The sequence below is a fragment of the Serratia sp. CoH_134_PS_4 genome, from assembly GCF_058190535.1.
The window spans coordinates 162529-175761 of sequence record NZ_JBXWKI010000005.1 but is presented as its reverse complement, the minus strand read 5'-3'; the positions used below and the strand labels follow the sequence as shown (position 1 = coordinate 175761).

Annotated in this window: 13 protein-coding genes; 2 read left to right on the top strand and 11 right to left on the bottom strand. The window is 54.1% G+C overall.

Features of this window, described 5'->3' with window-relative positions:
• Nucleotides 1-38: 38 nt before the first annotated feature.
• The 6 genes from AC2FCQ_RS10550 to AC2FCQ_RS10525 form a co-directional block, all read right to left on the bottom strand.
• A complete protein-coding gene (locus tag AC2FCQ_RS10550; protein WP_209637195.1) occupies nt 39-410 on the bottom strand; it encodes a DUF1090 domain-containing protein in 372 nt (123 codons plus the stop codon).
• A 219-nt stretch (nt 411-629) separates the two neighbouring features.
• A complete protein-coding gene (mzrA, locus tag AC2FCQ_RS10545) occupies nt 630-1001 on the bottom strand; it encodes an EnvZ/OmpR regulon moderator MzrA (RefSeq protein WP_061807841.1) in 372 nt (123 codons plus the stop codon).
• Nucleotides 1001-1681: a DedA family protein gene (locus AC2FCQ_RS10540; RefSeq protein ID WP_037416416.1), complete on the bottom strand. Its 681-nt coding sequence runs from the start codon at nt 1679-1681 to the stop codon at nt 1001-1003. The genes mzrA and AC2FCQ_RS10540 overlap by 1 nt, the downstream gene beginning before the upstream one ends.
• A 140-nt stretch (nt 1682-1821) precedes the next feature.
• The gene (locus AC2FCQ_RS10535; protein ID WP_322740282.1) at nt 1822-2256 is read right to left on the bottom strand and encodes a hypothetical protein; all 435 of its coding nucleotides are present in this window, start codon (nt 2254-2256) and stop codon (nt 1822-1824) included.
• 186 nt (nt 2257-2442) lie between these two features.
• A complete protein-coding gene (gene exuR, locus AC2FCQ_RS10530; RefSeq protein ID WP_209637199.1) occupies nt 2443-3219 on the bottom strand; it encodes a transcriptional regulator ExuR in 777 nt (258 codons plus the stop codon).
• Nucleotides 3220-3334: 115 nt separating this feature from the next.
• Nucleotides 3335-4633, bottom strand: coding sequence for an MFS transporter (locus AC2FCQ_RS10525; RefSeq protein ID WP_209637201.1), 1299 nt, complete (start codon nt 4631-4633; stop codon nt 3335-3337).
• 387 nt (nt 4634-5020) lie between these two features.
• Between AC2FCQ_RS10525 and uxaC the strand changes: the two genes are divergently transcribed.
• On the top strand, nt 5021-6433 hold the full coding sequence (gene uxaC / locus AC2FCQ_RS10520; protein ID WP_209637202.1) for a glucuronate isomerase: 1413 nt from the start codon (nt 5021-5023) through the stop codon (nt 6431-6433).
• A 20-nt stretch (nt 6434-6453) separates the two neighbouring features.
• Complete coding sequence (locus AC2FCQ_RS10515) at nt 6454-7944, top strand: UxaA family hydrolase (RefSeq protein ID WP_490307894.1); 1491 nt, start codon at nt 6454-6456, stop codon at nt 7942-7944.
• A 74-nt stretch (nt 7945-8018) separates the two neighbouring features.
• Here the strand turns inward: AC2FCQ_RS10515 and sstT are convergent, their stop codons facing one another.
• The 5 genes from sstT to AC2FCQ_RS10490 all read right to left on the bottom strand — a co-directional run bounded on the left by sstT (nt 8019) and on the right by AC2FCQ_RS10490 (nt 13154).
• Complete coding sequence (sstT, locus tag AC2FCQ_RS10510) at nt 8019-9254, bottom strand: serine/threonine transporter SstT (protein ID WP_209637206.1); 1236 nt, start codon at nt 9252-9254, stop codon at nt 8019-8021.
• Nucleotides 9255-9520: 266 nt separating this feature from the next.
• The gene (locus AC2FCQ_RS10505; RefSeq protein ID WP_280921279.1) at nt 9521-10498 is read right to left on the bottom strand and encodes a TerC family protein; all 978 of its coding nucleotides are present in this window, start codon (nt 10496-10498) and stop codon (nt 9521-9523) included.
• A 385-nt stretch (nt 10499-10883) separates the two neighbouring features.
• Nucleotides 10884-11615, bottom strand: a complete 732-nt coding sequence (locus AC2FCQ_RS10500) for a glutamine amidotransferase (RefSeq protein WP_490307895.1) — start codon at nt 11613-11615, stop codon at nt 10884-10886.
• Between the two features lies 1 nt (nt 11616).
• Nucleotides 11617-12597, bottom strand: coding sequence for a Gfo/Idh/MocA family protein (locus AC2FCQ_RS10495; protein ID WP_490307896.1), 981 nt, complete (start codon nt 12595-12597; stop codon nt 11617-11619).
• Between the two features lie 50 nt (nt 12598-12647).
• A complete protein-coding gene (locus AC2FCQ_RS10490; protein WP_265555915.1) occupies nt 12648-13154 on the bottom strand; it encodes a M48 metallopeptidase family protein in 507 nt (168 codons plus the stop codon).
• Between the last annotated feature and the right edge of the window lie 79 nt (nt 13155-13233).

The window sequence follows — 13233 nt, the reverse complement described above, 5'->3', positions numbered from 1 at the left end:
ACGCGGCTCTCAGCGATAAATCCGCTGGTGTAAAAAAATTATTCCGCTTGGGCTTGCTTAAGCTCTGCTTGAGCTTCAGCCAGCTTTTTCTGTTTCTTGGCGACTTTTTCCAGATTGCCGGTCTGCTGAGCTTCTTTCAGCTCTTGCTGACGCTCAGTCACTTTGCGTTGTTTTTCGTCAATTTTTTTCTGACGATCGGCCTGCAGACTGGCCGGTGTGCAATGGGTTTGCACTTCATTCAACGCTTTCTTCAAACCGGCAACACGCTGGGTATTGCCGTGTTGGGTAGCGTAATCGATCTGTTGTTGAATATTTTGTGCCTTGATGGCACAGCCGTCCTCTGCTGCAAACGACAGGGCAGGGAGGGCGAATAATGGGAGAGCCAGTAACATCGATTGGCGTAATTTCATGCTATCAGTTCCTTGTTAATGGGATGCATTGGCACACATCCACCGTTCCAGACTGCCACAAAGGCAGTGCGACAGGAGTCTTACGCTGCTGACTGACGCTAACCTTTAGCATAGCCATAAATCGTGAAGACCCCAAAGAATCCGCCACAGTTGAGTCTTGATTGGTGATTAATTGAGCTGCGGACGATATGAAAGGAAAACCCTTCATATGAAGGGGTATTATCCCAGATTGAGTGGGGCGCGCGCAAATTCACGCACCCAATGGGTAGGAACAGGGGATTCGCTCAGGGCGATAATGTATCCCGGCGGCAGAATGGTTTGCAGTGCCTCACGTGCCAACAATTGTTGTTCGGGTGAGTCCAAGCGAATCACCAAACCATCGCCCTCCGGGGTAATGCTTTTGATGCGAATACCACGCTGATCCAAGCGCTGATAAACATAAAAACCGTCGGGCAGCGAAAGGCCTTGCTGGCCAGCACGAATGCGAAGTTCGCTTTCAGTGCGCACCATGCAAGGCACCAAGAGCGTGGCGAGCGCCAGCAAAGCGAGCGCAATCAGCAGAACATACTGCCAGCGCGGGCGCTTTGTCATCACGCCCCTTTCCCCTGATTTTGGCTGTCTGAGCGTTTCTTACGCCACAGCACAATCAACGAGCCGACCAGCCCGACAACCAGTAACACTAACGGCAGCAGCATCAGGCAGAACATTAACTGGTCTTCATATTTGCGAAACACAGGAGTCTTGCCCAACGCAAAGCCCAGAGACGTCAGGATCACTACCCACAGCAGACCACTCATCCAGTTAAAGAACTGGAAACGCGCATTGCTCAAACCGGAGAGGCCGGCAATGGTTGGCAGCAGGGTACGGACAAACGCCAGGAAACGACCAACCAACAGGGCGGAAAGTCCGTGACGGTGGAACAATTGATGCGCGCGTTGGTGATAGTGCGCCGGCAGATGCGATAGCCAGCCCTGCACCGTTCGCGTATTGCCGAGCCACTTACCTTGTATGTAGCTGACCCAGCACCCCAGGCTGGCGGCGACGGTCAGGATAAAAATGGTGAGCGGGAAATTCATGGTGCCTTTGGCGATCAACACGCCAACCAGGATCAGCAAGCTGTCGCCCGGCAGAAACGCCGCGGGCAGCAGGCCATTTTCCAGGAACAGGATCATAAACAGCAGGACGTAGAGGGTCCACACGAGCGAAGGGTTCGCCAGCGTCTCAAAATCCTGCTGCCATAAGGCATGTAACAGTTCTTTAATGATGTCCATCCGGTGTTCCTAAAACGTCATTGTTTGTTTGTGTCTCAGCGGCGGATCGGAAGTGGGCGAAGAGCGCGCGGGCGATCCTGACTGCTGGTAACGATGAAACGGCGTTGCTTTTTAGTGGGTTCTAATCGGTGCGACACCGGTCAAGAGTGGTAAGTCAGCGTGCCACGGTAAAGCATATTACTTTCTTTCCAGCCACCCAGCCTGTTCTGCCGCTGCGGGGCGTGCAGTGCCCAATTGACCTGGGCAAGCCGGTTTAGCGCAGGTGAGGTCTGGCGCGGGAGCCGAGTGCGGTAGCCTAAGGTTGTGGTCTGAGTATAGACCGGCAGCCATTGGGCTGAGGCTGTCAATGAACCGGGGTAAGAATGCACCCGCGGCAACAGGAGCGGCACCTTGCCGGGCGGTTTGCGCCGCAGTTCTGCAGGTGACTGGTAAACCAAGTCAGAAGAGGAAAGCGTTGTATCAGCGAGCAATGGCTGGCTGTTCAATGCTGTGGGAGTCGTCGCGCATAGCTTTTGGCCGGAGACCGAACCGGTCCAGCAGAAAAGAGCAATAAGCATGGCAAACAACCAGCGCATTTATTCGCGTCCCGCCCCGTAGCAGAGGGTAAAAAAAGTGGCTCAACTCTAACAAAATAGCACGATTGGCAACAGGGAAATCTACGTTGCCATCGGTGAAATACTACACGGCAAACTGCGGTTCAGGCATCGATTCAGCGGATTTTACAATACCTGACATAACCCGACGATTTTTGACCGCCTGGGCTATTTATTTTCTGCGGGTGCATTGTCCAGATGCACCACCGGATTATCGGCGAACAGATAGCGGTCAGCGTTATATTCGAAGTCGTCGCTGGTGGCGTTGAACAGCATCTGCTTAGTGTTTTCCAGGTGTTGCCACATGGCCAGTTTGGCAGCATGGGGATCTTTGCGAATCAACGCCTTAAGGATCTGATCGTGATCGTCACACCAACTGGCAATTGAGCGATCGTCGATGTGTTCATGCAGCTTGATCCAATAAGGGTTATTGACGCGTTGCACCCACATTTTTTCTACGATTGTGGCCATGGCGGTGTTTTGGGTAGCGAGCGCCACCTGCACGTGGAATTTCAGATCCCACTGTGAATCACGAAAGCGATCTTCCTTACGGGCTTGCTCCTGAATCTCCATCAATTGAACGATGTCTTGCTTGGTGACTTGGGTAGCCGCAAATTCCGCAATATTACTTTCGATCAGTTGGCGCGCCTGCAGAAGCTCAAAGGGGCCGGCGGTGGCGAACTCAATGCTGTCGCCCGGCACGACCAGATTTTTCTGCTGGTTGGACATCACGTGGATCCCGGAGCCTTTGCGTACGTCAACGTAGCCTTCCACTTCCAGCATGATGATGGCTTCCCGCACTACGGTACGGCTGACATTCATTTCTTCGGCAATGTAACGCTCGGCCGGCAGTTTATCGCCCACAGGGTATCGGCCACTTTCAATACGTTGCTTAAGCTCGGCGGCCAGTTGTTGGTACAGGCGTCTGGTTTCAGTGAATTCCATAGTGAATGCTCTTAGGGTAGAGAGGGGGCATAACCATAGATTTGTTATACCACTTATCCGGTGGAGCTACCAGTGACGGCTAGGGAGCGCCCGGCGCGGTGGCCGGGCGGCGGGATTAACTGCGTGCGGGTTCTGGTTGCAGGGCATCTTCTGTCGGCGGGGTTGCCGGTCGATTTTGCAAGAGGGTCCAGATAGCAATGGCGCCGAGAATATCGAATACCGACAGCGCTGCAAACAATGGGCTGAACCCCAGAGTATCTGCCAATGCACCGACCACCAGAGCAAACAGCGTGCTGGCGGTCCAGGCAGCCATGCCGGTCAGGCCATTGGCGGTGGCGACCTCGTTGCGACCAAAGACGTCAGAAGACAGGGTAATCAGTGCCCCGGACAGTGCCTGATGAGCAAAACCGCCGACGCATAACAGCGCAATAGCCGCATAAGGGCTCGTGAACAAACCGATCATGCCGGGGCCAATCATGAGCACCGCACCCAGAGTGACCACCAGTTTGCGCGACACGATCAGGTTCACCTTAAAGTGCTTTTGGAAAAACGGTGGCAGATATCCGCCAACGATGCAGCCGAGATCGGCGAACAGCATCGGCATCCAGGCAAACATGGCGATCTCTTTCAGGTTAAAACCGTAGGCTTTGAACATGAATAGCGGGATCCAGGCATTGAACGTACCCCAGGCAGGCTCCGCCAAAAATCGCGGGAGCGCGATGCCCCAGAACTGGCGGTTGCGCACAATCTGCCAGGCAGACATTTTCTTGGCATTATCGGTTTGGTGTTGAGCCTCCTGGCCATTGAGGATGTAATGGCGCTCTTCATTGCTGAGTTTCTTCTGATCCTTCGGGTGTTTGTAGAAAATCAGCCAACAGATGGCCCAGATCAGGCTTAGCACACCGGTGATGATAAACGCCATTTCCCAGCTGTGCGCAACGATGGCCCAGACCACTAACGGCGGGGCGAGCATGCCGCCGATCGACGAACCTACGTTAAAATAACCCACAGCAATGGATCGTTCTTTGGCTGGGAACCATTCGCTGCTGGCTTTCAGCCCGGCGGGGATCATCGCTGCTTCCGCCATACCCACGGCGCCGCGTGCCAGCGCTAGTCCACCCCAACTGTTGGCGAGCGCGGTGCCCATGCAAAACAGGGCCCACAGGATAGCGAACATGGCGTATCCCACTTTGGTCCCTAAAACGTCCAGTACGTATCCCGCCACTGGCTGCATCAGGGTATAGCAGGCGGAATAGGCCGCGACGATGTATGAGTACTGCTGCGTGGTGATATGTAAGGTGCCTTCCAGCGTCGGTGCTGCGACGGCAATGGCGTTGCGGGTCAGGTAACCCAGCACGGTGCCGATGGTCACCAAGCCGATCATGTACCAGCGTAACCCTTTAATTTTACGCATCCGAAATGTCTCCCAGTCTTCAATAGGCAGTGCCGAGATGGCAGCAGCGTGTAGGGGGTGATCCCTTTTCGTTGTTCTGCGCCGGCCTGTCCGTCACCGACGTATTCCCGCCGCATGAACGACTGGGTGGCGAGACAATAACTTGTCATACAGATTTAAAAGTTGAGTGATATCACAAAAGCCGTTTTTCAATTGGGCAATACTGTTTGCGGGATAATTATGCGATTTGTGCCGTTTTTTGCCGCAAAAATGCCGGTTAATGGCCTTTTGAAGAGGGCCTAGTCGCTACGCAGAGTGATATTTTGCTGGACGCTCGGTTAAATTGGTGTGATAACTTTGTCGAATTGAACAGAGTCGCAGAACGACAAGCAAGGTGAGGAGCCAGATATGGCGACGTTTTTAAGTGAAGATTTTCTGTTAGATACCGAATTCTCCCGGCGTTTGTATCATGATTATGCTGCGGACCAGCCGATCTTTGACTATCACTGTCATTTACCCCCGGAACAGATTGCCGAGAATACCCGTTTCAATAATTTGTATGAGATCTGGCTAAAAGGCGATCACTACAAATGGCGCGCGATGCGCACTAACGGCGTAGCGGAACGGTTGTGTACCGGGGATGCCAGCGATCGTGAGAAATTCGACGCTTGGGCCGCCACTGTGCCTCACACCATCGGTAACCCGCTATACCACTGGACACACCTGGAGCTGCGCCGCCCGTTCGGTATCACAGGAACGTTACTTTCCCCGACGACGGCGGACGATATCTGGCAGCGCGGTAATGCGTTACTGGCGCAGGATGATTTCAGGGCGCGTGGCATCATGCAGCAAATGAACGTGAAAATGGTCGGCACGACAGATGATCCCATCGACGATCTGCGCCACCACAAAGCCATTGCCGCCGATGGCAGTTTCGATATCAAAGTATTGCCAAGCTGGCGACCGGATAAGGCGTTCAATATTGATGCGCCGGGTTTCAATGATTACCTGCAAAAGTTGGAAGCGGCGGCGGATATCAATATTGGTCGTTTCAGTGCCCTGTGTGACGCATTGAAAAAGCGTATGGATCACTTTGCTGCCCACGGCTGCAAGGTGGCTGACCATGCGCTGGATGTGGTGGTGTATGGCGAAGCGGACGAAGCAACATTAGACGCTATTTTAGCGGCACGTCTGAGCGGCAAACTGCCGACACCGGAGCAAAGCGCCCAGTTTAAAAGCGCCGTGCTGGTGTTCCTGGCTGCTGAATATCAACGCCGTGAATGGGTGCAGCAATACCATATTGGTGCTTTGCGTAATAATAACAGCCGCATGCTGGCAAGCCGGGGACCGGACATCGGCTTCGACTCGATTAACGATCGGCCGCTGGCGGAGCCGCTTTCACGCTTGCTGGACGCCCAGGCGCGTCAAGGTGGGTTACCGAAAACGATCTTGTACTGTCTCAATCCGCGCGACAACGAGGTGATCGGCACCATGGTCGGTAACTTCCAGGGAGAAGGCACGCCGGGCAAAATGCAGTTTGGTTCCGGTTGGTGGTTCAACGATCAGAAAGACGGTATGCAGCGGCAGATGACACAGTTGGCGCAACTGGGGTTATTGAGCCGTTTTGTCGGCATGCTGACCGACAGTCGCAGTTTCTTGTCTTATACCCGCCATGAATACTTCCGTCGCATCCTGTGCCAAATGATCGGTCGTTGGGTGGAAGAGGGGGAAGCCCCGGCGGACATCACGCTGCTAGGTCAGATGGTGAGAAATATCTGCTTCGACAATGCCAAAAACTATTTTGCTATTGAACTGGCATAGCGGTTGCCCAAGGCGGGATTATGCAAAGCACGGTAAAAATTCATTCACTGGACAATGTCGCGGTGGCACTGCGTGACCTGGCCGCAGGCGAAACGCTGCGTGTAGAGGCTCAGGACATTGTGCTGTCGCAAGCGGTGGTTCGCGGACACAAGTTTGCACTGAAACCCATAGCGGCCGGTGAGGCGATCACCAAATACGGTTTGCCGATCGGGCATGCGTTGGACGCTATCGCACCCGGTGAGCATATCCACTCACAAAATGCCAAAACCAATCTGAGCGATCTGGACAGTTATCTGTACCAACCTGCTTTTCCATCACTGCCCCCGCAGTCAGCAGACCGAAAGGTACATCTTTATCGTCGTAGCAGCGGAGAGGTCGGGATCCGCAACGAGTTGTGGATTGTGCCGACCGTTGGCTGTGTTAACGGTATTGCCCGGCAGATCCAACAGCGTTTTTTAAAGGAAACCCAAAATGCGGCGGGGATCGATGGCGTGCATCTGTTCAGCCACCCGTTTGGCTGTTCGCAACTGGGGCAGGATCACGACAATACCCGAACCATGCTGCAAAATATGGTGCGACACCCAAACGCGGGCGCGGTGTTGGTGATTGGACTCGGGTGTGAAAACAATCAGGTAGATGTTTTTCGCAGTACGCTGGGTGCAATCGATGAATCGCGGGTGCGCTTTATGGTGTGCCAACAACAGGATGACGAGGTGGAAGCGGGCCTCGAGCAGCTACATGCGTTGTATCAGGTGATGCGCGATGATCGCCGGCAGCCAGGTAAACTGAGTGAGTTGAAGTTTGGCCTGGAATGCGGTGGTTCGGACGGTTTATCAGGCATCACTGCCAATCCGTTGCTGGGCCGTTTTTCCGATTACCTGATCGCTAACGGTGGCACAACGGTGCTGACAGAAGTACCAGAGATGTTTGGTGCCGAGCGGATCTTGATGAGCCGGTGCCGCGATCGGGCAACCTTCGAAAAGACCGTCAGCATGGTTAACGATTTTAAACAGTATTTTATCGCTCATAATCAGCCCATTTATGAAAATCCCTCACCGGGCAACAAAGCGGGTGGTATCACCACGCTGGAGGAGAAGTCCCTCGGTTGCACGCAGAAAGCGGGGCAGAGTCAGGTCGTGGATGTACTCAAGTATGGCGAGCGATTGCGGCAACCTGGCTTAAACTTGCTGAGTGCCCCCGGCAATGATGCGGTGGCGACCAGTGCGTTGGCGGGGGCGGGCTGTCACATGGTGTTGTTCAGCACCGGGCGTGGTACGCCCTATGGTGGCTTTGTTCCTACGGTTAAGTTGGCCACTAACAGCGAATTGGCGACGAAGAAGCCCCACTGGATCGACTTTGATGCCGGCAAGTTGATCCACGGGACATCAATGGACAGCCTACTGGAGGCGTTTGTCGATCTCATCGTGGCGATCGCCAATGGTCAGGCGACGTGTAACGAAGTGAATGACTTTCGTGAATTAGCGATTTTTAAAAGCGGGGTGACATTGTAAAGCTGCGGTATCTGCTTTGCTGGCGCCGAAAAAAAGCGCCCGATAACGGGCGCCTTGTACAATCGTATCAGGAATTAACGCACTCTCAGTGGGTCTTCATCCGCCAAACGCTGGTCTTCTGCCTGGCAGGCCGCAGCAGTGAACAGCACGTCGGTAGAGGAGTTCAGTGCCGTTTCGGCGGAGTCTTGCAGTACACCGATAATAAAGCCGACAGCAACGACCTGCATGGCCACATCGTTCGGGATACCGAACATGTTACAGGCCAATGGAATCAGCAGCAGCGAACCGCCGGCCACGCCGGAAGCACCACAGGCACAGACGGCAGCGACAACGCTCAGCAGCAGTGCAGTCGGAATATCAACGGGAATTCCCAGAGTGTGGACCGCAGCCAGCGTGAGCACGGTAATGGTGATTGCCGCACCGGCCATATTGATAGTGGCGCCCAGCGGGATAGAAACCGAGTAGGTGTCTTCGTTCAGATTCAGCTTTTTGCACAGCTCCATATTCACGGGAATATTGGCGGCTGAGCTGCGGGTGAAGAACGCGGTCACGCCGCTTTCACGCAGGCAAGCAAAGACCAGCGGATAAGGGTTACGGCGAATTTTCCAGTAAACGATCAGCGGGTTCAGCACCAGCGCTACCAGCAACATACAGCCGATCAGCACCACCAGCAGTTGGGCATAACCCCACAGCGCACCGAAACCGGTGTCCGCCAGCGTCGAGGCCACCAGACCGAAGATGCCGAGCGGTGCGCAACGGATCACCGCGCGCACCACCATGGTTACCGCGTGTGACAGATCGTTAATCAGCGATTTAGTGGTTTCGGAAGCGTGGCGCAGTGCCAGGCCCAGGCCCACGGCCCAAGCCAGAATGCCGATATAGTTGGCGCTAATCAGTGCCTGGAACGGGTTGGCAACCACGCTCAGTAACAGACCTTTTAGCACTTCAATAATACCGCCCGGCGGGTTGATATCCGCATTACCGGCCACCAGCGCCAGATTGGACGGGAACATAAAGCTGACGACAACCGCCACCAGCGCGGCAGCGAAGGTGCCCAACAGATAAAGGAACAGGATCGGACGGATGTTCGTCTTCTGGCCGTGTTTATGGTTGGCGATTGACGCCATAACCAATACCAGCACCAGCACAGGCGCTACCGCTTTTAATGCCCCGACGAACAGCGCGCCCAGCAGCCCAACGGCTGAAGCCGTTGCCGGTGAGACCAACGCAACAATAATGCCGGCCACCAGGCCGATCATGATTTGTTTAACCAGGCTGCCCTGTACGATCCGTTGTAGTAATTTTTGCATGATGCTTTTTCCCGATGATGTTGCGTACAGACTTTGTCACCTCGGCGGGAACGCCACCGGACAACTTTATTTGAATCTGTAACCAAGTGTGTTTGCTTAATCAGTATTCAGTAAACGGATGGGGTTGGAAAGGGTCAGCGGTGAAATTCTGAGGGCGGATCAACTCTTGATAACATTCTGATTACATTTGTGTGATCGCAATAACATTTGGCGTTTGGGATGAATTGCCAAACAATCACGGGGCGACTAGCGCCCCGGATAACAGATTATGGTGCTTTATTATTAGCCAAACGGTCGTTACGGCGGTTAACCCAGGCGTTGATCAGCAGGGTCAGCGTCAGGATACCGGCCACGACACCGAGCGAAACGCCGATCGGGATATGGAAGAAGTCGATAATCAACATTTTGACGCCGATAAACATCAAAATGATCGACAGGCCGTACTTCAGCATCGAGAAACGTTCTGCCACGTTAGCCAGCAGGAAGTACATAGCACGCAGCCCCATGATGGCGAACAGGTTAGAAGTCAGAACGATAAACGGATCCGTAGTGACGGCAAAGATTGCCGGGATGCTGTCGACGGCAAAGATCACGTCACTCAGCTCCACCAGTATCAGTACCAATACCAGCGGTGTCGCAAACAACACGCCGTTGCGGCGCACGAAGAAACGCTCACCTTCCAGGTTATCGGTCATACGCAGGTGGCTGCGCAGCCACTTCACCAAGGGTTTGTCGCCAATCGCCGAATCGTCTTCCTTCGCCAGCGCCATCTTGATACCGGTGAACAGCAGGAAAGCGCCGAACAAATACAGTAACCACTGGAACTGGGTTACCAGCCAGCTACCGGCAAAGATCATGATAGTACGCAGCACAATCGCGCCCAGTACGCCGAAAATCAATACCCGACGCTGCAGGTTGGCTGGTACGGCAAAGTAGCTGAACAGCATCAGCCAGACGAAGACGTTATCAACCGCCAACGCTTTTTCGATCAGATAACCGGTGAGGAAGGCCAGCGCCTGAGTATCGGCAACAGCGCGCCCTGCGGTCTGGTTCAGGTAGTACCAAAAACCCAGGTTGAACAGCAGAGACAGGCTGACCCACACCAGCGACCAACTGGCGGCCTGCTTTAGCGTCATGGTGTGTGCGCCTTTGCGGCCTTGCAGCAGTAAGTCGATTGCGAGCATCACAACTATGATGGCGGCAAAGCTGCCCCATAACCAAGGTGTGCCAACGGTATTCATCATCAGAGGTATCCTTCAAAAACAAAAACGGCCAACGTCGGAAGACGCTAGCCGCTCTTATGAACGCTGCAAGCAAACCTCGCCTTCCGGCAAGGTCTCACTTACAACGTTGATGAAGGTGCACCGAAAGTGCGCCCTGACATCAGGTTGCCCGGTAACCGGGTGCTTACGCACCGTAATGACGATTGACCGGCAAGATACCCTTCATCTTTCAAGCCACTGCTGCGTTGTCTTCCCTCTGTCACCCTAGTCACTTACTTAAGTAAGCTCCTGAGGATTCCTTCGGTTGCCGCCTTGCCGCACCTTGAAATCTATTAGGTATAAAAGTTACTCCCCTTTGCAGGGCAGAAAGTAATGCAAAATGTGTCAGTGGTCAACGTTTATTGCGTTACCCGGCCAAGGCTTTTTGCGCACCCAAACTGACGACAAACCCTTGCAACAGCAGCCGGCTGAACGGCGTATCGCTAACCTGCTGTTGCTTAAGCTGATACTCCGCATGTTGTTCTGGGTACAGCTCGCCGAGCCAGCTCAGATACTGGTGCATCACTGCGCCGTTAAACTCTGGGTGGAACTGCGTCGTCAGCACGTGATCGCCATAACTCAGGATCTGATAAGCATCCTGCTGGGAACGTGCCAGCACTACGGCGCCGGCAGGGGGCGTTAATACGCTCTGGGAGTGGATCAGGTTCGCCTTGAAGCGCGGTGGCAACATTGCCATCCGCCGGTCATTGGCGGCGGCGGGCAACAGTTCGATGTCCAGCGTACCGACCTCCATGCCTTGCGGGTGGTAGCCGACTTCGCCGCCGAGCGCGTAGGCCAGCAGTTGGTGGCCATAACAGGCGCCAAAAATAGGCAGCTTAATGAGCATCGCCTGGCGTAGCCACTCGGCAGCCTGCTCGCTCCAGGGTAATTGTTCAGTGACCATGGCCGGTGAACCGGTAATCACCACGCCAGAATAGTTTTGTGGTGGCAAAGGTTGTTCGCCAGCAGGAAGATGCACAATCTGCACACGATCGGCGTCAATGTTTCCCTGTTGCAGGAACATACCGTCAAAATTGGCTTTCTCCCGGCGAATAACGTCTGGGGCATCGCCGGTTTGCATCAGTAATAATGGCTTCATGTCATTCTCCATCGGCAGGAAACACGACGCCAGTCTGGCGGCGAATTTCGGTCAACAAGTTGGCGATAATCAACGAATTTTCTAACCCAGGGTGCTCTACCTGCCGTTTCTCCACCAAATCGGCGAACACCTGTGCCTCATACAGCATGGTGTTAATGTGCTGTGGCTGGGTCAGATCCTGACGATGTCCCCCGCGGGGCGTTAGCGCTACGCTCTGGCACTCCGAGATTTTCTCAATCACCAACGTGCCATCTTCACCCTGGATCTCACTTGGAATGTCCGAATTGCTGACTTTGGAATGAGAGATGGTCACGTCGAAATCACCGTAGTTGAGGCAAGCTGTGCCGAGAGCATCAACGCCGGTGTCCAGCAAACACGCGCTGGCAATGACCGACTTTGGCGCACCGAACAGCGCCACGGCACTGGCCAAACAGTAATAGCCAATGTCCATGATCGAACCGTTGGAAAACTGCGGGTTGAAGGTATTCGGGTTCTCTCCTGCCAGATAGCGCGGATAGCGTGAAGAGTATTGGCAGTAATTGATATAGGCTTTACGCAGGCGACCAATTTTCGGCAGCGCTTGCCGTAACGCCAAGAAATTCGGCAGGTGAGCGCTTTTAAAGGCTTCGAACAGCACCACCTGATTCTCGCGGGCGCAGGCCACCAACTTTTCGGCTTCGCGCAGGTTGGATACCAGCGGCTTTTCGCAAATGACGTGCTTTTTATGGCTCAGGAACAGGAGCGCCTGCGAGCAGTGCAGGGCGTTAGGGCTGGCGATGTAAACCGCATCTATCGCGTCTGACTGGGCCATTGCCTCAAGGGAATCGAAAAACGCACTGACGTGGTAGTTGGCACCAAACGCCTGGGCCTGTTCTAACTTGCGTGAATAGACAGCGGTCAGCGTGAGTTTGCCACTTTCGTGTGCGGCGTCGATAAAGCGTTCCGTAATCCAGTTGGTGCCAACAACAGCAAAGCGAATCATAGATATCTCCGGTTCCCAGACGTTAGAAATCAGAGTATCACAGGGGCTCGTCAGGTATACAGATCGCCAAACACGGAGAGATGAGTCAGGTACAGCCGGGTATCGAACTCCAATTGATGATAATTGGGTTCCATATGGCAGCACAGGCTGTAGAAAGCTTTGTTATGGTCCTTCTCTTTCAGGTGTGCCAGCTCATGCACGACGATCATGCGTAGAAACGGCTCCGGTGCCAATTTGAATACCGTCGCCACGCGAATTTCCGCTTTGGCCTTCAGCTTGCCGCCCTGTACGCGAGAAATGGCGGTGTGCATGCCAAGCGCGTGTTTCATCACCTGGATTTTACCGTCGTAGGCCACTTTGCTCAGTGGCTGGGCGTTGCGCAGGTATTGGTTTTTCAGATCGACGGTAAACTGATAAAGCGATTTGTCGGTGGTGCAGTCATGCACCTGCGGATAGCGCTGCAACAGCACATCCCCCAACCGTTGTTGGTCGATCAACTGTTGCACCTGGCTTTGCAGATGTTCAGGGTAGCCCTGCAGGTAGGTCAGTTCGGACATTATCTTCCCGTTGTGGCCTCAATTGAGCGGGCCATTGTATGATGTTTTTTCGTGCAAATCCCGCAAAGGGCAATTTATC